The 19,956-nt window shown below is 72.2% G+C and carries 13 protein-coding genes and 1 pseudogene; 8 read left to right on the top strand and 6 right to left on the bottom strand.

The genetic code is table 11. The features are described 5' to 3' along the window. Window positions 1-10 precede the first annotated feature (10 nt). Entirely contained in the window at window positions 11-1,033 is a 1,023-nt protein-coding gene (locus BX285_RS33030) for a LysR family transcriptional regulator (protein ID WP_121179561.1), read from the top strand. A gap of 559 nt (window positions 1,034-1,592) precedes the next feature. Here the strand turns inward: BX285_RS33030 and BX285_RS33025 are convergent. The 3 genes from BX285_RS33025 to BX285_RS37675 form a co-directional block, all read right to left on the bottom strand. After that, on the bottom strand, window positions 1,593-4,793 hold the full coding sequence (locus BX285_RS33025; protein WP_121179299.1) for a BTAD domain-containing putative transcriptional regulator: 3,201 nt from the start codon (window positions 4,791-4,793) through the stop codon (window positions 1,593-1,595). Window positions 4,794-4,948: 155 nt separating this feature from the next. After that, a complete protein-coding gene (locus tag BX285_RS33020; protein WP_183107314.1) occupies window positions 4,949-6,088 on the bottom strand; it encodes an alpha/beta fold hydrolase in 1,140 nt (379 codons plus the stop codon). A gap of 246 nt (window positions 6,089-6,334) precedes the next feature. After that, the gene (locus tag BX285_RS37675) at window positions 6,335-7,498 is read right to left on the bottom strand and encodes a helix-turn-helix transcriptional regulator (RefSeq protein WP_183107313.1); all 1,164 of its coding nucleotides are present in this window, start codon (window positions 7,496-7,498) and stop codon (window positions 6,335-6,337) included. 285 nt (window positions 7,499-7,783) lie between these two features. Between BX285_RS37675 and BX285_RS33000 the strand changes: the two genes are divergently transcribed. After that, window positions 7,784-8,449 carry a CHAP domain-containing protein gene (locus tag BX285_RS33000; RefSeq protein WP_121179296.1) on the top strand — a complete coding sequence of 222 codons (666 nt, stop codon included), beginning with the start codon at window positions 7,784-7,786 and terminating at the stop codon, window positions 8,447-8,449. Between the two features lie 89 nt (window positions 8,450-8,538). Continuing rightward, window positions 8,539-8,697 carry a hypothetical protein gene (locus tag BX285_RS37670; RefSeq protein ID WP_179853105.1) on the top strand — a complete coding sequence of 53 codons (159 nt, stop codon included), beginning with the start codon at window positions 8,539-8,541 and terminating at the stop codon, window positions 8,695-8,697. Between the two features lie 152 nt (window positions 8,698-8,849). Here BX285_RS37670 and BX285_RS32990 read toward each other — a convergent pair whose 3' ends face one another. Beyond that, window positions 8,850-11,528 (bottom strand): hypothetical protein, encoded by a 2,679-nt coding sequence (locus BX285_RS32990; RefSeq protein WP_121179295.1) that lies wholly within the window; start codon window positions 11,526-11,528, stop codon window positions 8,850-8,852. A 1,262-nt stretch (window positions 11,529-12,790) separates the two neighbouring features. Between BX285_RS32990 and BX285_RS32985 the strand changes: the two genes are divergently transcribed. From BX285_RS32985 to BX285_RS32975, 3 genes are read left to right on the top strand one after another with little or no spacing between them, the layout of a single operon-like run. Continuing rightward, a complete protein-coding gene (locus tag BX285_RS32985) occupies window positions 12,791-13,894 on the top strand; it encodes a bifunctional DNA primase/polymerase (RefSeq protein ID WP_259470944.1) in 1,104 nt (367 codons plus the stop codon). Then, a complete protein-coding gene (locus BX285_RS32980) occupies window positions 13,891-15,684 on the top strand; it encodes a phage/plasmid primase, P4 family (protein ID WP_121179293.1) in 1,794 nt (597 codons plus the stop codon). The genes BX285_RS32985 and BX285_RS32980 overlap by 4 nt, the downstream gene beginning before the upstream one ends. Then, complete coding sequence (locus BX285_RS32975) at window positions 15,681-16,085, top strand: DUF6009 family protein (RefSeq protein WP_097240598.1); 405 nt, start codon at window positions 15,681-15,683, stop codon at window positions 16,083-16,085. The genes BX285_RS32980 and BX285_RS32975 overlap by 4 nt, the downstream gene beginning before the upstream one ends. A 122-nt stretch (window positions 16,086-16,207) precedes the next feature. On the opposite strand, the gene BX285_RS32970 is transcribed toward BX285_RS32975, so the two are convergent. Continuing rightward, the gene (locus tag BX285_RS32970; RefSeq protein ID WP_147465273.1) at window positions 16,208-16,831 is read right to left on the bottom strand and encodes a hypothetical protein; all 624 of its coding nucleotides are present in this window, start codon (window positions 16,829-16,831) and stop codon (window positions 16,208-16,210) included. A 287-nt stretch (window positions 16,832-17,118) separates the two neighbouring features. Between BX285_RS32970 and BX285_RS32965 the strand changes: the two genes are divergently transcribed. After that, entirely contained in the window at window positions 17,119-18,264 is a 1,146-nt protein-coding gene (locus BX285_RS32965; RefSeq protein ID WP_183107312.1) for a toll/interleukin-1 receptor domain-containing protein, read from the top strand. Between the two features lie 7 nt (window positions 18,265-18,271). Then, entirely contained in the window at window positions 18,272-18,808 is a 537-nt protein-coding gene (locus BX285_RS32960; RefSeq protein ID WP_121179290.1) for a hypothetical protein, read from the top strand. 35 nt (window positions 18,809-18,843) lie between these two features. Here BX285_RS32960 and BX285_RS32955 read toward each other — a convergent pair. Then, window positions 18,844-19,391: pseudogene (locus BX285_RS32955) on the bottom strand (hypothetical protein). Window positions 19,392-19,956: the final 565 nt, after the last annotated feature.

Raw genomic sequence — 19,956 nt, 5'->3', positions numbered from 1 at the left:
GGTGGCGGCCATGGATCTCGACGTGGCGCAGGTACGTGCCTTCGTGCGCACTGCCGAGGAGCTGCACTTCGGGCGAGCGGCGGACACCCTCGGCATCACCCAGCAGGCGCTGTCCAAGCGGATCGCCCGACTGGAGTCCCTGCTCGGCACCGAGCTGTTCCACCGCGGCAGCGGCGGCAAAGGCAACGGCGGCAGCAGCGGGAACGGCAGCAGCGGCGGGAACGGCGACAGCGGCACCCGCACCGGGGTGCACCTCACCGAGGCCGGGCAGCGCTTCCTCCCGCCGGCCCGGCAGACCGTGGCCGCCGCCGACGCGGCGGTCGCGGCAGTGGCGGCGATGTCCGGGCAGCGGCGCCCGCTGCGCGCGGACGTCTGGGGGCACCTCTATGCGCCGATGCGGACGCTGGCCCAAGTCGCGGGACGAGCAGGCGAGTTGGTGCTGGGCCACGGGCGCGATCTGCCGTCGGTGACGACGGCACTGCTGCGTGGCGACATCGACGCGGCCTTCGGCCGGGTCCACCCTCCGCTGCCCGCCGGGCTGACCCACCGCCTGGTCCGCCTCGAACCGGTGGACGCCGTCCTGAGTGCGGACCACCCGCTCGCCGCCGAACCGGCCCTGCGGCCGGACCAGTTGTGCGACAGCGTGCTCTGGGCGCCCGGTCCGCTGGACCGGCTCGACTTCCTCCACCGGTTCGCCGACCGCTTCGGCATCCGCAACCGGGCCACCGGCGTCAACCTGGGGCTCTCCCACTTCCTCGCCGAGGTGGCGGAGGAGCCGCGACGCTTCTCCCTGGTGCCGGCCGACGTGCCACTGCCGCCGGTCCCCGGACTGCGTTCCGTCCCCCTGGTCGAACCCACGCCGCTGTACGCCTGGTCACTGCTGTGGCGCTCCGGGAACGGGCACCCGGGGCTGACCGACCTCGCCGCCGCCTGCGCCGAGGAAGCGGGGCGAAGCCGCTGGCTGGAGTACGACCCGACCCGCGACTGGCTGCCCGAACCGCCCACCAGCGGTGGCGACCCGGGCCCGCGGTAGCAGCCGGGCACAGCGGGTGCCGTTGACGACCGTGTCACCAGCCCCGAACGAGCTCACGGCCTGTGAACGGCCGTGATGCGGCCGGCGCGGCCGGCGTAGACCCGGTGGGCCTTGCCAAGGCTCACCTGCTTCTGGCCGGCTCATCTGGTTACCGCCGATGGTCGGGTGGCGGGCCGGTTCACGCTTCGGGGCCTCATCCGCCCGCACCCACACCTGTTGCGCCTGGCCGTCCACCTCGTACGGGGTGTTCCACAGCGGCTTGTAGACCACTCCACCGGCCTGATGGGCGATGAACTCCCGCGCTTGGCCGGGTTGGGCCGGACTCACCCGGAATTCCCCCACAGCTCCGGCCGGGTCCGTCCCCTGCGCGGACCCGACCGGTAGCCCCCGGGTGGGGCGGGTGTGGACGGGGCGCGGGTCGACCGGCTAGGGGGTCGGGTGCGCCTGTCCTGTGCCGTGGGGGCGAGCCTAGGCAGGGGCGTCTTACCGATCGCTTACCGAACTCTTACCGAACGGGCGGTGGGCGGTGAGGCTCGTATCAGGGGTGGGGGTGCCACCGTCAGCTGCCGTACGGCGGCGCATCACCGGTACCGGTGCCTGAGCCGGAACCTGAACCTGAACCGGAGCCCGGCCCGCTGACGGCGCTGTCGCCCAGCTCGCCCGCCTCCGCGAGGACGCGCGCCGCCGACTCCGGCAGGCCGGCGGCCTCGTACGCCCGGCCGAGCGCGCGCAGCGCCCCGGCGAGGAAGGAGCGCCACCCACGCGCGCGCCACACCAGGACGGACTCCTCCAGGTGGGCGAGGGCCGAGGCGTGGTCGCCCGCCGCCAGGTCCAGCTCGCCGAGGATGCCGAGGGCCTGGGCGAGGTGGTGGCCGAGGTCGAAGCGCCGGGCGATGACGAGCGCGGCTTCGGCCGTCTCGCGGGCGCGGCCGTCCCCGGTGGCCGCGTACAGGGTGGCCAGGTAGAGCAGCGAGAACGCTTCCACGTAGCGGTCGTCGAGGCAGCGGGCCATGGCGAGGGAGCGGGTGAGCAGTTCGTCCGCCCGCTGCGGCTGGCCGGCCCGGCCGTGGGCGGCGCCCAGGAACTGGATCGCGGTCGCCTCGAAGCGGGTGTTGCCGATGAGCCGGGCCAGCCGCAGGGTCTCGGTCAGGTGCTCGATGGTGCGGTCGAGGTCGGTCTCGCCGTAGGCGACGGCGATGATCTGGTGCGCCCGGGCCTGGCCGCCCGGGTGGTCGTGGACGGTGGCGAGGTCCAGGGCGCGGTGCGCCGCGTCCAGCGCTTCCTGCTCCCGGCCCTGGGCGACCAGGCTCCAGGCGGTCAGGACGAGGGCGTCGGCGGTGCCGCGCGGTTCCCGTACCTGCTCGAACTGGCGTTGCAGGTGCCGCGCGCGGCCCTCCAGGGCGACCATCGTCTGGCTGCCGTCCACCGGGTCTGCGGTCTGATGGGACTCGCGCTTCTCCCGGAGGTCGTCGACGTTCTCATGGAGGTCATCGACCGGCGTGGTCCAGGTCGTCACCTCGATGAGGCCGCGGGTGAGGACGGCCGCACCCAGCGCGTCGCCGGCCGCCCGGCAGGCCTGGAGGACGGTCAGGTGCGTGGTGCGCCAGTCGTCGTACAGGCCGCGCGCGTCGCAGTACTTCTCCTGGGCGGCGGCGAGTTCCCAGGCCAGGGGCACCATGCGCAGCGCGGCGGCCTGTCGGGCGCTCGCGTTCAGGGCCGGCTGCTCGGCGTCGAACCAGGCCATCGGGTCGTCCAGCAGCGCCGCCGTGACGGCGGACGGCAGCGGGTGGCGCGGTGCGTCGCCGTGGATCGGCGCGAAGCAGGGGCCGGGCACCTGGTCGGCCGCCTGCTCGGCCAGCCGGAGCCAGGCGCCGAAGGCCCGTTCGAGGGCTGCGGTGCGTACGGCCGGTTCGTCGGCGGCCTCGGCGTGCTCGCGTGCGTACAGCCGGACGAGGTCGTGGAAGCGGTAACGCAGGTGCGGCTCGGTGCCGGACTCCTGGAGGAGTTGGGCGTCGAGCAGTTCCTCCAGTTGGCGTTCGGCCTGTTGCAGGGGGATGTCGGCGATCGCCGCCGCGGCCCACGGCGCGAAGTCGGGGGCGTCGAGCAGGCCGAGCAGCCGGAACGTGCGGCGGGTCGGCTCGGACAGCCGGTTGTAGCCGACGGCGAAGCCGGCCCGTACGGCCAGGTTCCCGGCTGCCAGTTCGTCGAGGCGCCGCCGTTCGTCGTGCAGCAGGTTCGCGAGCCGGGCCAGCGTCCAGCGCGGCCGGGCGGCCAGGCGGGCCCCGGCGATGCGCACGGCCAGCGGCATGCCGCCGCACAGCTCCACGATCCGGGCGGCGGCGATGGGTTCGGCGGCGACGCGGTGGTCGCCGAGGATGCGGCGCAGCAGGGTGCGGGCGTCGGCGGCGCCGAGTTCGTGCAGGTCGACGAGGGCGGTGCCGGGCAGGGCGGTGAGCGGGGTGCGGCTGGTGACGAGGACGGCGGGGCGGCGGTCCCCGTCGGAGGGAGTGCCCGGGAGCAGCGGGCCGAGCTGCTGTTCGTCGGCGGCGTTGTCGAGCAGGACGAGCGTGCGACGGCCGGCGAGCAGCGTGCGGTACAGCGCGGTGCGCTCGTCCAGGGAGGCCGGGATCTCCCGGGGGTCGGCGCCGAGGGCGCGCAGGAAGGCGGCCAGGACGCGGGCCGGGTCGGCGGGCGACTCGTCCACCCCGCGCAGGTCCGCGTACAGCCGGCCGTCCGGGTAGTCGGCGGCGGCGCGGTGGGCGGTGTGGACGGCCAGCGCCGTCTTCCCGATGCCGCCCATGCCGGCGATCACCGGCACCCGGCCTGCCGTCAGGGCTTCCTGGATCAGCCGTACCTGCTCGTCGCGACCGGTGAAGTCCGGCACGTCCGGCGGGAGTTGGGAGGGCACCCGGAACTGCCCGAGGTCGGCGCGGACGCCTTCGCGGTCGCGGACGCCCTCGCGGTCGCGGTCGCGGTCGCGGTCGCGGACGCGGACGCGGTCGTGGGCCAGCAGCGAGAGGAAGACGCTCTGCACCTGCTCCCCCGGCTCGATCCCGAGCTCCTCGGAGAGCCGGCGACGCAGCGACTGGAAGCGGCGCAGCGCCTCGGCCGCCCGGCCGTCCGCCGCCAGCAGCTGCAGCAGGGCGGCGTGCACGGGCTCGTCGTACGGGTGGTCCTCGGCGAGCGCCGCCAGCGCGGGAACGGCAGCCGTGCGCGAGGCCGTGGCCGTGGCCGTTCCGGTCCCTCCTGACGCCCCGGCCGACAGGGCGTCGGCCGCCAGGGCGTCCCGGGCCAGGGCCAACGCCGCGCCGCGCACCGCGCCCTCCACGGAGGTCACCAGCGGGTCCTCGCGGTGCAACCGCTCCAGCCCGGCCAGCACCGGGCCGCGCCGCAGCGCGACCGCCGCAGCCCGGTCCCCCTCGGCGGCGAGCCGGCGGAACCGTCCGAGGTCCACCGCCTCCGGCCCGGTCAGCAGCCGGTACCCCTGCACGTCCGAGTCCAGCACCACCGCCGGATCCCCGAACCCTGCGAGCCAGGCCCGCAACCGCGACATACCGGTGTGCACGGCGCCCCGGCCGATCCGGTCCGCCTGCTCCGCCCACACCAGCTCCAGCAGCCGCCCGACCGGCAACCGCTCCCCCTCCGCCAGCAGCAGCGCCCCGAGCAGCCCGCGCAGCACGGTGGCCCGCGGCAGCGGCTGCGGCTCGCCGTCAACGGCAACCGTCAGGGGGCCGAGCAGCCCGAACGCCATCGTCGTCATCCGCTCCAGCCCCCTCCCTGCAGAACCCGTCACCAGGCCACGACCCTAGTACGGACCTGCTCGGCCGAGAGAGGACCCGGCACCGCAAGGGCCCGGCACCGCAGGAGCCCGGCGGCACCGCAAGGGCCCGTCGCCCGGTGTCACGGCACCCGGTGTCACGGCGCCGGGGTGATGTTGCCGTCCTCGTCCATCACGAAACGGCCCGACGTCTGCCCGTCGACCTTGCCCTGGTCGAGCCAGTGCTTGGAGAGGTTGTGCAGGTTCTTGTGCTGCACCTCCCAGGGCATCTGGTGACTGGCGCACTTCGCCGTGACCAGGATCTTGTGGGGCCCCGTGATGGCGTCGTAGAGCGCGGGGACGTGGAAGTCGAGCGCCGGGTTGGGGTTGGACGGTGTCGTGTTGGCCGTCTTGTCGAACTCGCCGTGCACGATCAGCACGGGCACGCTTCCGCCGAGGATGCCACCCTGCCCCGCCGTGGTGTTGTTCCAGCCCCAGGAGACGAAGTTCCGGAAGCGGCTGACGCCCACGGGCTTCCCGGTGGCCGGGTCGACCGGTCCCCAGGTGCGACCGATGGAGTCGATGTCCATCAGGGCGCTCCACACGACGTCGACGATGCCGGGCTCACGCTGGTCCGGACAGTGCACCTCGTTGATCCAGCCCTGGTCGAAGCCCTTCAGGGTGAGGACGTGGGTGGGGAAGCCCGGCACCGGCAGGGTCGGCGGGTTCGACGGGCCCCCCGGCGGAAAGATCGGGGCGAGCAGGAACAGGCTCTCCACCTTCCCCGGGTTCTTCACCGCGTACGGCCCCATCGCGAACGCGGCCGCCGACCAGCCGACGAAGGAGACCGTCGACACGTTGCGGTTGGTGAGGATGAAGTCGACGACGGTGCCGAGCTCGTCCTGGTCGCTCTGGGAGTTGGTGAGCACGAAGGGGTAGCTCGCGGTGCGCGGGCCCGACAGCGGAGGGTTGACCGCAGCCTGCTCATTGGGGCCGACGTTGCACGGGTCCTCCATCCGGGGACGCGGCGACCGGCCCGAACCCTGGAGGTCCATCATGAACACGTCGTACCCGGCCCGGGCGAGCGCTTCGGCCCACCCGTACGAGGTGTGCTGCAGGTCGTAGGCCGCCAGCGTCGGAATGCTCCTGCCGTGCAGCATGAGGACGACCTTGCGGTTCGCGGGCGGACCGGGAGGCGTGCCGTCGTGCTCCCGCACGAAGAGCTCGACCTTCTGGCCCGCCGTTGCGGGGATGGTCGAGAAGTGCGGGACCTGGTGGTCGGTCGTGACGATGGCCATGGGCGGGCTCCTTGCCGGCGAGGTCGGGGGACGGTGGTCCGTCCGCAGCCCACAGTCGGCGAGGCGGCTGGCCCGCGCCACAGCAGTGCCGCCGTCCGACGCACAGGACGGACTGGACGCACGGGACGGACTGGACGGACTGGACGGACTGGACGGACTGAACGCACGGGACGGATGCCGGAGCGGCCGGCGCTGCCGTGGCTCAGGGTGCGCGGCCGCCGACCCCGGCCGCTTGCCCGCAGCGGCTCAGCACGGCACGTCGCCGGCGCACCTCCACAGGGTCTCCCCGCCCGGGTAGACGTTGGCGCGCGGGGAGTACAGGTGGCCGACCCACTCCTCCCCGTCCCCGGCGGCGATGAACGCCTCGCCCTGGTACGCCACCGGCACCTCCTGACGCGCCGTCACGCAGTGCGCCGGATCGGTCGTGAACGCCGTACGGGCGGCGACGACGGTGTGGGTGACGGCCGGGCCGGGTTCGCAGGCATGGTGCGCCGAGGTCCAGAAGGCGGCGACCTTGACGGTGACTTCCACGGACGATGCCGTGGGGTTGTCCACCTTGAGCGCGAACACCACCCGGTGCGGCTCGACCATCGCGCACGCCCGCAGCCGTACACCCGATGGGCCGGCCATGGGCGCCGAACACCGGCTGTCCTCCCCCAGCGGGCCCACCTCCACCCCGCTCGCCGAGCCGCCGGTGCTGCGCGCGGCCGGGGCGGTCGCCGTGGCGGCCGACGCAGTGGCCGACGCGGTGGCCGACGCGGTGGCCGACGCGGTGGCCGACGCAGTGCGCTCGGGCGGCGGCGGGACGACGGCCGGGGCCGACGCCGCATCAGAACCGTTGGAGGCAGGAGGAATACGGTGGCCCGCCCACACCGCACCCAACGCCACCACCCCGAGCACGGCCACCGAGGCCGCAAGGTACCGCCAGCGGGATCGTGGACGCCCCCCGGCCACCTCGTCCGCCCCGGCCTGCACCTCCGGAGCCTCCGCCCCCGCCCGTACCGCCGGCGCGTACAGGACCAGCTCCCCCACAGCCGGAGCCTCCCCGCCCACCCTCCGCTCGGCGCGCCTCTGCTGCACCGCCCGCTCGGCGGCGAGCTTCGCCTGTTGACGCCACGCCTGCCACCGCGCCAGCTCCTCCGCGTCCGCGCCGAAGATCCGGGCGAGCTCCGCCAGGACGCTGAGGTCGGGCAGGTCGGTGCGTTCGAGGTGCAGATAGCGACTGACGGACGACTTGCTCAGCCCCTCCACCCCGGAGCGCCCGAGGCTGTCCTTCAGCTTCGCCGCGACCCGCTCCATCGACAGGCTGGACTCCTTGAACCTGTCGTTCAGCGCCCGGACGAGCAGCCTCCTCGGGTCCTCTGACTCCTCCGCCCCGTCCGGTCCCGCGCCGTCCGGCTCGTCGTGCACGCCGTCTTCTCCCACCGCTCTCCCACCGCCCAGCCGTTCCCGCAGGTCAGAGGCTTGGGCGGGTGGTGGGACGGCGGTGGGAGACCGGTGGGACGTTTGCCCTGCCGACAACCCTGGTGACGCACCGTCAGCGCTCGGCACGATGAGACCACGGCGCCGATCCGGCCCGTCGACTCCCAGCCTTCGCCCCGCCCCGGCCTGCTCGCCCGCAGCTCTGGCATGCCCGCCGACTGTATCGAAGCGAACGACCGCGGGGTGACCTGGAACACAAAGGAGTGATCTTCCGTGAAACTCTCCCGCCGCACCCTGGTGGCCGCCCTGCTCGCCGCCACCGCGCTCACCTCCGCCGCCACCGGCGCCACCGGCGCCAGTGCCCACGCGGACACCCGCAGCACCGCCGCCGGGCAGGTGGCGGCGCAGCCGCTGGAGGAGGCCGTCGCGCCGGCCTCCTCCGCCCAGGCCTCCTCGGCGCTGCGCAACAAGATCGTCTCCGTGGCCCGCGGCGAGGTCACCCGCAAGGGCGGCGAGCCTGAGGACAGCCACGCCTGCAACAAGTACTTCGAGTACACCAAGGTCGGCCACGGCTCCTGCCAGGAGACGTCCTGGTGCGCGGCCTTCGCCGAGTGGGTGTGGCACAAGGCCGGCGTCAAGGGCGTGCCGGACGACACCCTGGCGGCGCGCGGCATCGGCAAGTGGGGCGTCGAGCGGGGCCTGTTCCACCGCCTCGGCGGCTACACCCCCAAGCCGGGCGACCTCATGATCTACGGCGAGCCCGACGGCCACACCCCGGGCCACGTGGGCGTCGTCGTGGCCGTCCACCCGAACGGCACCGTCGACACCGTCGACGGCAACTACAGCGACAAGGTCACGCTCCGCGAAGACCTCAAGCCCTCCGAGGTCGTGGTCAACCACAAGGACGTCAGCGGCTTCGTCAGCCCGCCCGGCGCCTGACCCCGACCCCACACCCCGGGGCCGCCGCCGCACGGACGACGGCGGCCCCGACCGGCAGAACCACCCCACTGGTAGGAAGGACCCACCCCATGCCCATGTGCAAGTCCTGCGACGGCGACGGCGAGTGCCGCGCCTGCCACGGAACCGGCGAACGCGACGGCTTCGCCGCCCCCCGTAAGTGCGACACCTGCGGCGGCGACGGCGTCTGCACCGGCTGCAAGGGCGACGGCCACACCTTCGGCTGGTGACGCGGCCGATTTTCCGCGGAAAATTCGCTGCGTGCTGTGTGCTGAGCGCTGAGCGCCGCCGCCCGCCGTGGCGGTGCGTGCGGTGAACGACGAGGTCCCCGGGGCGGTGATCGCTCCGGGGACCTCGGTTCAGCAGGTTTCCTGACGTGGGGTCAGCCGAGCTGGTAGTAGCCGAAGATGTCCACGATCAGGTCGGTCGAACCGTCGCTCTCGTTGAAGAGGTCGACGATGCCGTTGCCCGGGGTGGCCTGGGCCAGGTTGGGGACGGTGTCGCCGCGGCGCCAGTTCAGGGTGGAGACGTTCGGTGCCGCCGCGGGCTGGGCGTAGCCGTTCTGGTAGGCGTCCCAGGTGTTGGGGTCCGGGGCGACCGACAGGTGGCCGGCATCGGCGGTGTTGGTGACGGTGGTGTTGAAGACGAACGCCGGGATGTCCGTGCGGTTCGTCATGTGCAGGGGCAGGTAGTTGCGGCCCGGCAGCGAACCGCCCCAGCTGGCGTCGCGGGTGTCGACCAGGCGCTCCGGGATGACCGGCATGTAGGCGGCGCCGGAGCCCGCGTAGTAGTAGCCGACCACGTCGACGATCACGTCGGCGGCGGCCCAGGCGCCGTTGAACACCTGGATCCGGCCGTCCGCGCCGACCGGGACGATGACCGCGTTGGCGACGGTCTGCCCGGCGGTGAAGTTCACGTTCGAGGCGGTGGGCAGCGGCTGGCCGCTCGGGTAGACGGTCAGGTGGCCGTCGCTGCGCGGGTTGGTCACGGTGACGTTGAGGGCGACCGCGGAGATGCCGGCGCCGGGAATCCCCGGGGCGGCGTTGGCGATCTGCACCGGGACGGCGCTGTAGGCGCCGACCTGGCCGGCCGGCGCACCGATACCGGTACGGGTGTCGACCAGGCGGGTCGGCCCGACCGGGTTGTAGCCGGCGGCGTTGGACTGGGTGAAGTAACCGGTGACGTCGGCGATCACGTCGACCGCGCCCCAGCCGCCGTTGTACAGGTCGACGTAGCCGTTCGCGCCGACCGGCACGGTCACCAGGTTCGGGACGGTCTGCCCGGCCTGGTAGTTGACGTTGGAGGTGGTCGGCTGGGCGCCGCCGTCCGGGTAGGCGTCGATGTGGCCCGGCGTCACCGGGTTGGTGACGGTCACGTTCAGGACCACGGCGGTGACGCCGGTGGGGATGCCGCCGTTGCCGCCGACCTTCACCCGCACGGTGCCGTACGCCGGGACCTGGGCGGCCTGGGCCGCGCCGGTGCCGTCGCGGGTGTCCAGCAGCCGCTTGGGCCCGTAGGCGGTGTACTGCGAGCCGACGGTGGTGACGTCGACCGTGTTGCGGACGGTGTTGCCGCTGTGGTCGTAGTCGGTGGCGGTGACGGTGTAGCTGCCCAGCGTCTTGTAGACGTGGTTCAGCGTCGACTGCACCGGCTTGTCGCCGGCGAAGTTCACGATGTCGGTGCTGCCGTCGCCCCAGTTGACGTACAGGTCCTGGGCGACGGGCTTGGTGGTCACGTCCACGGCCAGCGAGATGCCGTACGCGCTGGTGTTCTTCGCCGTCAGGGCCATGGCGAAGCCGGGGTTGGTGCTCTGGAACTTGACCGCGCCCCGGTCGGTCATCGGGCCGCTGCCGAAGTAGTCGGTGGTCAGCGCGCCGGGGGCGCTCGGGTTGGCCGCGCCGATCGCGGTGGCTCCGGGCTGCAGGGCGTACGCCACGCCGAAGTCGTAGCCGTTGCCGACGACCTGCGGCGCCACCGCCTCCACCGTGTCGTGGGCTCCCTGGGGCTTGGCCGCCTGCGCCTGGGCGGCCTTGAACGCGGCGAGCGTCGGGTACGCGGTGCCGGCCCAGCGGTAGGGTCCGGCGCCGTTGGCGACGGCGGAGTAGAAGTCGTTGTAGTCGGAGGTGGTCCCCGCGGCCGCGTCGGCGGACACCGTCACGGCCGGCGCGCCGGAGTCGCAGGCGGCCGCGTCGGTGGACTCCACCAGGAGGTTGTTCTGGACCGACACCGCCGTGGCGGCACCGTCCACGGCGACCGCCGGGAGGCAGCCGCGCTGGATGGTGTTGCCGGTGACGTTCAGGCCCTGCACCCCGGTGGCGGCGATGCCCGAGGCGGCCAGCAGGTTGCCGGCCAGCGTGACGTTCTTCGCGCCGGCGGCGACGGTGATGGCCGTGTTGGACACCGTCGGGGCCGGGGAGACGTGCGTCCGGGTCACCGCGACATCGCTGGAGGCGCCGTCGATGGTGACGCCGATGCTCTTGTCGTTGCCGGCCCAGAGGTGGTTGGAGTCGAGGGTGATCCGGCTGGAGCCCTTGACCGCGATGGTGCCCGACCCGGTGTACGCGTCCAGGTAGAGGTGGCTGACCGTCACGTCGCTGACGCCGTCCAGGGTCAGCGTGGGCTTGTCGCCCACCGAGGACACCTGCGGGATGTTGTCGCCGCCGACGATGGTGAGTCCGGAGGTCCGGATGACCACCGATTCCGGCGAGCGCGCCGGGTTCCCGCCCTCGATCTTGCCCGCCACCTGGATGGTGTCACCGGGCGTGGCCGCGTCGACGGCGTGCTGCAGGCTGCAGAACGGCGTGGCCTGCGCACCGGTGCCGGTGTCGGCGGTGCAGGTCGAGGCGGTGATGGCGTAGATCGTCTTGCCGGTGGACTGCGGGGCCGCCTCGGCCGACGGGGCGGCGGCGTTCTTCGGGGCCGTCGCGTTCTTCGGGGCGGCGGTACCGGTGGTGGCGGCCTGCGGGGCGGCCTGGTTCTGCACCCGGTACGACTTCTCCGCCGGGCTGGTGAAGATCTTGGGCGCGGCCGGCTCGGACCCGATCAGGGTCGGAGCCTCCACGGCGCGCGGTACATCCGGCTGGGCCGGACCGGCGGCGAACGCCTGGCCCGGCAGAAACGCGATTCCGGCAGCGACGGACACTGCGGTCGCGATGAGACGGCGGTGGGACACCAACCCCCCATGGTCTTAAAGTCCGATGATCGCCTGATGGCCGCGTCAGACTACAGACCCCCTACGACAGCCAACAACCGGGATATCCCGGAAGGTCAACTCCACTGGTCAGCGCGGTAATCCGCGCTCGGAGCCGTCGGTCGCTGCCCACCTCGCCGGGGGCACGGGATCCCTCCTCGGGCCAGGACACGGACGACCTCGCGGGGACGACCGAGGGTTGCAGCAGCATGTCGGTCCCAGAGTCGCTTGGGTCGCTTCGGTCGCTCGGGTCCGTCGGTAGCTCGGGGTCCGCGGTCCAGGAGAGGGGCTGGCCCGGATCTTCGGTCGCTGGGTAGCTGGGTAGCTGCCGCGGTTGGGGCGTCACCTGGGCGACGGCGCCGTACCCCCACGGCAGCGACTCAGCGATCGAAGCGACCCAAGCGACCCACGGCAGGAACTCCTGAACGAAAAGGCGACCCTCGGCAGGCGGCGCGCCAGCCAGAACTGTTCATAACGGATCAAAACCATCCCAGCCGGGCGGCGACCGGAGCCATGGGAGCTACCGAAGCGACCCAAGCGACCGGATTCAGGGAACGGAAGCAGTTCCTCGGCAGTCCTGACACGCGCGACACGCCGAGGGTCAGTGCCCGAGAGACTCAGTCGCTGTTGGTCGCTGAGCTTCAGTCGCTGGACAAAACCCCAGGTCAGAGGCGTTTCACCGGCCTTCTCAGCGACCGAAGCGACTCAAGTTCGGGTATATGACGACATTCCCGTGTGCGTGTGCGCGTTATAGACCCGGGCTTCAGTCGCTTCAGTCGCTGTTTGGTTGGAAAACTCGCTTTGACCTGCGAAAACGTCTCCGGACCGAAAGCAGCGACCGAAGTGGTTCGGTAGCTCCCCCGCGGTTCGGTAGCTGAGTTTCGCGGCAAGGTTCGTCACTCCCGGTCCGTACGTCCTCGCTCCGATAGTCTGTGTGAGCTATCTTCTGGACTTCGGTCGCTTCAGTCGCTGATCCGGCACACACCAGTGCCGTGACCAGGCTTTTTGCGCTCAGCTACCGAACGAGCGACCCAAGACTGAACAGCTACCGAGCGACTGAAGCGACCGAAAGCGGCTGGGGACAGCCGAAGCAGCTACTGAACGAGCTACTGAACCAAGGGGGAGGGACGAGCGTGACGGCGCCGCAGGCCGTGGGGAGCGACCGAACGAGCCGCCAGCCGGACATGCCGGCCGTCGCCCGCTGGTGCGCTGCCCAGGGATGGCCGGTCCACCCGCTGGCCCCTGGGCGCAAGACACCACCCGCGAACTGCCAGGCCTGCCAGGAGTCCCCGCACTCCCCCGCCGAGTGCCCGTGCACCCGGGTCGGTCGCTGGTGCCACGGTTTCCACGCCGCCACCGTCGACCAGGACGTGATCAATGCCTGGTGGACCGTCAACCCCGACTTCGGTACGGGCGTCGCCTGTGGTCCGGCAGGCCTGGTCGTGATCGACATCGACAGCCACCCCGGCGACGTCCCCGCCCGGGACCGGCTCCTGCCCGGCATCCCGATCCACGAGCACGTCAACCTCGACGGCCTGGAGAACGGCTACCACACGCTCGCCCTGCTGGCTGCTCTCCGCAGCTCCCCCGACCCGGCCCAGGACACCTCCACGCTTCGCATCCGTACGCCCTCCGGTGGCATGCACGTCTGGTACCGCGACGACGCCGACCTCCGTTTCACCTGCTCCACGGGGTCCTCCACCGGTCGGGCCCTCGCCTGGCAGGTCGACGTCCGTGCCCACGGCGGCTACATCGTCGCCCCGGGAACCACCACCAGCGCGGGCACCTACACCGCTCTCCCCGGCGCCTGGATGCCCGCCCCGCTCCCCCGCTGGCTCAGCGAGGAACTCGTTCGCACCGGACACCTCAAGGACAGGCCGGAGACCCGACCCACCGCCCAGCCCCCCGTGCCCGACCGTGCCCGGCAGGCCGTCGTGGCAGCCGGCGGCGGCAAGCGCGGAGCCGAACGCATCCTCGACACCGTCCTGCAGGACGTGACCGACTGCGCCACCACGCCGGAGGGAGCCGGCTTCACCGGCAAGCTCAACCGTGCCGCGTACACCGTCGGAGGCCTCGTCTCCGCCGGACACCTGACCCACGGCGACGCCGAACAGCTCCTCCTCGACGCCGCCCGCACCGCCCGCCCCACCCAGGACCGACACAGCTCCGCCGTCATCCGTTCCGGCCTCGCCGCCGGCGCCCGGCAGCCCCTGCACATCGGGAAGGCCCGCGGATGACCGACAGCACCCGCAAGAGGACGGTCTTCGACCCCGTGGCCGCAGCCCAGCAGATCCTGGAGTACCCACCGGTTCCCGGCCCGTCCCAGGCCCCCTGGCACGGCAGCGCCGTCCAGGAGAGCCTGCTCGACTCCGGGGCCGAGGCCGACACTCCCGACACTCCCGACACTCCCGAGGCTCCCGAGGCGCCGCCCCAGGCGCCCGTGCAGCCCTTCCACAGTGACCCGGGAGCGTTGGCAACCCCATCGAGCCCTCAGAGCCCCCCGAGCCCTCAGAGCCCCCCGAGTGCGCCGAGCGCCCCGAGCGCGCCTGCCAAGGCCCCCGCCCGGGCCTCCTCCCGAACGTCGGCCGAGCCGCGGGCGGGCCGTGAGGCAGGCCGTGAAGCGGACCCGCAGGCCAGCCCGCACGGCCTGCTGCCCGACTCCCTCTCCGACCGCGGCAACGCCAAGCTCTTCGTCCACCTCTACGGCCGCGACTACCGCCACGTCCCCGGCATCGGCTGGTACCGCTGGTCCACCCACCGCTGGCAGCTAGACGAGGACGACACCGTCCTGTGGGCCGCCGGCGAGATGGCCGAGAGCATCGCCAACCACGACCCCCGCGGCGTCTACACCAACACCGACCTGCGCCGGCACCGCCGCCGAGCCCTGTCCACCTCCGGCATGAACGCCATGCTGGCCCAGGCCAAGTCCGCCCCCGGCATGGTCCTCAACGCCTCCCTCCTCGACGCCGACGCCTACGCCCTGTGCACCCCCGGCGGCGTCGTCGACCTGCGCACCGGCGCCATCGTCCCGCCCGACCCGAAGGTCCACCACCACTCACGCTCCACCACCCTCGCCCCGGCCCGGATGCGTACCCCCCGCTGGGACCGCTTCCTCACCGACACCTTCGGCGACGACAAGGAAGGCCGGCAGACCCGCGACTTCCTCCACCTGCTGCTCGGCTACTCGATCAGCGGCGACGTCGGCGCCCAGGTCATGCCCTTCCTCTACGGCCAGGGCAAGAACGGCAAGTCCGTCCTCCTCGACGTCATGATCCAGCTCCTGGGCGACTACGCCGACGCGGCCCCGCCCGGCTTCCTCATGGCCAAGACCTTCGACGGCCACCCCACCGACCTCGCCGAACTCCACGGCCGGCGCATCATCGTCTGCTCCGAGCTCAAGCCCGGCGACCGCTTCGACGAGGCCCGGGTCAAGCTGCTCACCGGCGGCGACAAGATCAAGGCCCGCCGGATGCGCCAGGACTTCTTCTCCTTCGAGCCCACCCACAAGCTCTGGCTGCTCGGCAACCACCGCCCCGAGGTCGGCACCGGCGGCTTCGCCTTCTGGCGCCGCATGCGCCTGATCCCGTTCGAACGGGTCGTCCCCGAGGAACGCAAGATCGACAACCTGGCCCACGTCCTCGTCGCCGAGGAGGGCCCCGGTATCCTCGCCTGGCTCATCGACGGAGCCCGCCGCTACTTCGCCGGTGAGAAGGACCTCGCCGGCCCCCAGCGCGTCCAGGTCGCCACCACCGCCTACGCGGAGACCGAGGACCACGTCGGTCGCTTCCTCAAGGAGGCCTGCGTCACGGGCGAGGGCATGCGTGCCGAACAGTCCCAGCTCTTCGGCGCTTACACCCGTTGGTGCGGCTTCGAGGGAGCCAATCCCGTTTCCGGGCGTGCCTTCGCCGCACGAGTCCGCGAGACACTGGGTATGACGTCTCCCAAGGAGATGGTCCTGTCCAACAGCCGCAAGTACTACCCGGGCATCGGCCTGATCACCGACGACACAGAGGAGCAGAACGCGTGAGCGCGCTGATCGACCCGGCCGAGCTCGCCCACGAAACCGACCTCGTCTGGCTGGAGGACACCTCCGACCTCGACTACGTCCGTCAGTCGCTGGACCGCCTCACCACCCGCCGCGGCCGCCCCGCCTACCACCGGGACGGCCGGATGGTCGGCTACGCCATCCTCGGACCGGACGCCAAGTCCTCCCGCGCCTCCGGCACCTTCCGCCGCCGCGTCTTCTGGCTGCTCCCCCACGACCGCGACCAGGACCCCGAAGGCCTCTACTCCACCGGCGCCCCCTCCGAGGCCGTCGACCCGCGCACCGTCGCCCCGGGCGTCAAGGGCTACAAGACCGAACGCTCCGAGGGCGGCCCGGCCTCGCCGGCGATGCTCGAACTGGGAATAACGCTTCCCAAGGCCTGAGGGCCTTCGTCCTTCGTCGGGCTTTCTTCAAGGCTTCTGCTGGGCCTCTGTCGGGCCTCTGCACGGCGGTGGGGTGCAGTCCGAACCCGGACTGCACCCCACCGCCGTAGTGCGTTGCGTGCCTACCGGCCCTCTCGGTGCGGCTCCCCCGGGAGGACGGCCTGACCTGACAGCAGGCTTTCCAGGAACTGGCCGTGCCCGGCGACGGGCGTGCTGATGGTCCGGGCCTCCAGGGCCCGGGCGGGGATTCGCAGCACCTGGGTCTGCTCGGCTTGCTGGGTTGGGTCGCTTCGGTCGCTCCGGTCGCTTCGGTCGCTCTGGTTGGCCCGGCGGACCTGGCCGACGTGGCTGACCTGGTCGATCTGGCCGACCTGGCCGACCTGGCGTCCGGAGACCATGACCCCGATGGCATCGGCGAGGTGGGTCAGCGACTGAGGCTGCTCGACCCGGTCCGCGGGGGCGGCGGCCGGCACCCGGGTACGGTCGCCGGCGTCCGGGACCGCCCCCGTACTGCGCCGATCGACCGCCGTTTCGACCGCCGTTTTGGCCGTCGGTCTGGCCGCTTTGCTCGCCCTGCTCCTCTTGGCCGCTGTTGTCTGCGCTTCGGTCGCTTCAGTCGCTGTTGCCGTCACTGCCGGCGTCGTCGCCCTCGCCCCTGCGCGCGTCGACGCGGACTCCTCGCGCAGGCGACCGACCTCCGCCTCCAGCGCCGCCAGCCGCGCCCGCAGGTCGTCCAGCTCGCCCATCTTCTCCACCGTCCAGAACCCTCCCCGGCCGCCCACGGCCATTGACGTGCGGCTTCAGCCTAACCGGGGGCCCACCCACGCCCGAGACCGTCCACCAGGCCGGCCGTCGGTCCACCCCTGAGCCCTGCCCTGGGCCCTGTTGACAGGCCCGCCGCTTTCCGCGATCCATGTCATGGATACGGCGTCATCGATGCCGCCGCAGCGCACAGCGACTGATGACACAGCGACCGATCACAGCGACCGATCACAGCGACTGATGACAGCGACTGAGAGAGCGAGGTCCCCTGGTGCGACGAGATTCCGGGCAGCAGACCCGGGTGTTCGTGTCCTACTCCCGCCGGGACTCCCGCTTCGTCTCCTGGCTCGCCGACTGCTTGAAGGAACAGGGCTTCCTCGTCGACTACGACCTGTCGACCGACGACCGACTGGGCGTCGACACGGGCATCTCGGCGGAGGACGCCTGGTGGACCCGCGTCGAAGAGATGATCACCGCAGCGGATGTCGTCGTCTTCGTCGTCTCCCCCGACTCCGCGCGCTCCCGGGTCTGCGAGGAGGAGATCGCCTTCACCCAGGCCATCGGGAAGCGACTGATCCCCGTGCTCTTCCGGCCTGTCGACTACCGGAAGATCCCACCCCGGCTCGCGGCGCTCAACGTGAAGGTCAGCTTCGCCGAAGCGGAAGCGGTCGCCGAGCACGACGCGATCGCTCAGCACGAAGCCGCCTCCCAGCACGAAGCCGCCGCGTTACAGCTACTGATGGACGCCCTCCGGCACGACGTCCGCTGGTACCGAATGGCCACCCAGGTGACCGCCGCGGCCCGGCGCTGGCACACGGCGGGCCGACCCGCCGGCCACCTGCTGCGCGGCAGCGCCCTGCAGGAGGCCGAGGAGTGGGCGGCGCGCAGGCCCGCCGAGGCAGGCCGCCTGCCCGACGTCGTGCTCTCCTTCCTGCGCGCCGGCCGGGAGCAGGAGGAGGAGGTCCGCCTGGTCGCCGAGATCCAACGCGCCAGGCTGGACGAACTGCGCGAGATCGTCGAACCGTACCTGCTTGCGGAGATCAGGCTCAGGGAGCAGCACGAGGCCTCCGTCCATCCGTTCCACCGCGAGGAGTTCCGGCAGATGACCGACTACCTGAGGTCCCTGCTGCGGATCGAGGCCAAGAAGTGGCACCCCCAGCGCGCCGCACACGTCCAGGCGACAGGCGCCCGGGACGGCTATGCCGACATCTACCGCTTCCCCTGCTGCGGCAAGTACGCCCGGGAGTTCGGCGCGCAGCACCCCTCGCAGCTCAGCAGCGAGGGCTGCCGGGACGTCCCCGAAGCCATCCGCGCCCGGCCCCGCCAGGCACCCAGCGACTGGCGCCGCGGCTCCCTCCTCCTCGGCGCCCGGGAGGAAGCGGAACACCCGCGAAACCGGTTGACCGGTGGTGAATGATGAGGCCGTGATCTCCAAGGAACGCGCCGTCGAACTCGTCGAGTCCTACCTGGCCAGAGAGCTGCCGACCTGGCGATGGGCGGGGTCTCCCCCCACGCCGGAGATCTACCACCTGGAGGAGCGGACGGTCGGCTGGCTCGTCTTCTGGCGCTCGGCGGAGCAGGCCCGCGCCCGTCACGTCCGCGGAAGCTTCGTCGGCGGCCACTACCTGGTCGACCTGTACGACGGGAGCATCCACTACGTGCCTGCCGTCTGGTTCGAGAACGAGGGCTGGGAGGAGCAGTACCTCCTGGAGGTCAAGGGCATCAGGCTGCCCGACCCACTGGCCGCCGCCGCTCGTGAGCTCGTCCGTTCCGCCGGAGTCGTGGCCGCGATGAACCACGTGCGCAAGCAGGCCCCGAAGCTGACCCTGGCGGACGCGAAGGCCTACGTCGCGGCCGTCCGGGACGGTGCCGAAGCGTCGGAGGAGCTGGCGAGCCTCACCCGGCCGGAGCCGAAATGGCCGCTCCTGCCCATCGAAACGGTGGCCGGCCCGGTCCAGTAGGGGGCGGTTCTCCGGGGTGCCTCGGTCCGGCGGGGTCAGGCCGGCCAGCGCGCCCAGTCCGCCAGAACAGCGAAGTCCTCCGCCGTCAGCCCGGCCTTCGGATCGACATGGTGAAGAAGCGCCGGGCCACCGTGGTGGGCCTGCACCCAGCTGCGGTCCGCCTCCGTGATGTGGTCGTCCACCCAGGCGAACGGGCGGCCCTGCGCCCAGGCCACGATCTCCGGCGTCTTCCAGAACACGCCGCCCCGGGGCTCGGGCCGCGGATCGGACCAGGCGATGAACGGCATCGTGGGCAGCCCCAGGAGCGGCGCGAGGAAGGCATCGGTCTCCTCCTCCCACGTCGTCGCCCACACCAGGTCGAACGGCAGCGCGGCGAGCGCGGGCCCGTGCGCCGGATTGAGCCAGACCCGCAGAGCCTTCGGCGCCTTGTGGGGAAGACCCCACGCAGCGAGCCGACTCCGCTCAGCCGCCTCCCACCGCGGCGTCATCAGCCGGTGCGTCACATACCCCTCGGGCCGCCGGTGCGGCTTCGCCGCATACGGATTCAGCGGCCGTCCACATCCACCAGCAACACCGGCCGCATCACGTCACCCCCAGAGCTCGTCCCCGTAGGCCCGTACGGTACTGGCCGCCCCACGGCAGGCCCAGCGGATTTCCCTGGGCGCCTCGGGTGGGCGCTGCCCCCGCTCCAGGGGCTGCCCCGGCCCACTCCCCCACCACCTGCTGCCGCCGCCCCGAGGCTCCGACCCGAGGATTTTCCGCAGAAAATTCCGAGCCTCGGAGAGCCGTGGAACGCTCGGACCCATGGGCCGGAGGGCGGGCGGTACGGCCGCCTGAGACCAGTCCTCGAAGACGGCTTCCACGGGCTCCGGATTTTCCGCGGAAAATCCGAAGCCGATTCGCGGTCACTACGAGGGCGTCGTCCGAGACGGAAAGGGGTCACTGCTCGGCGGCATCAGCCGTGCCACACCCACTCCCCCGGCCGCCGTGGCTCGACACGATTTTCCGCGGAAAATTCCGGAGCCCTTCCTGACCGACTCCCCCACCACCGGCACGTCAGCTCGGAGGCCCCAGGCTGCCATGGTCGGTGTCGCTGGGCCCCGCCGGTATCGCCTGGATCGTCAGTGATGGCCCACGGACGACAGCCG

This window comes from Streptomyces sp. 1114.5, assembly GCF_003635085.1.
Taxonomy (GTDB): Bacteria; Actinomycetota; Actinomycetes; order Streptomycetales; family Streptomycetaceae; genus Kitasatospora.
This window is presented reverse-complemented; position numbering and strand designations above follow the sequence as displayed.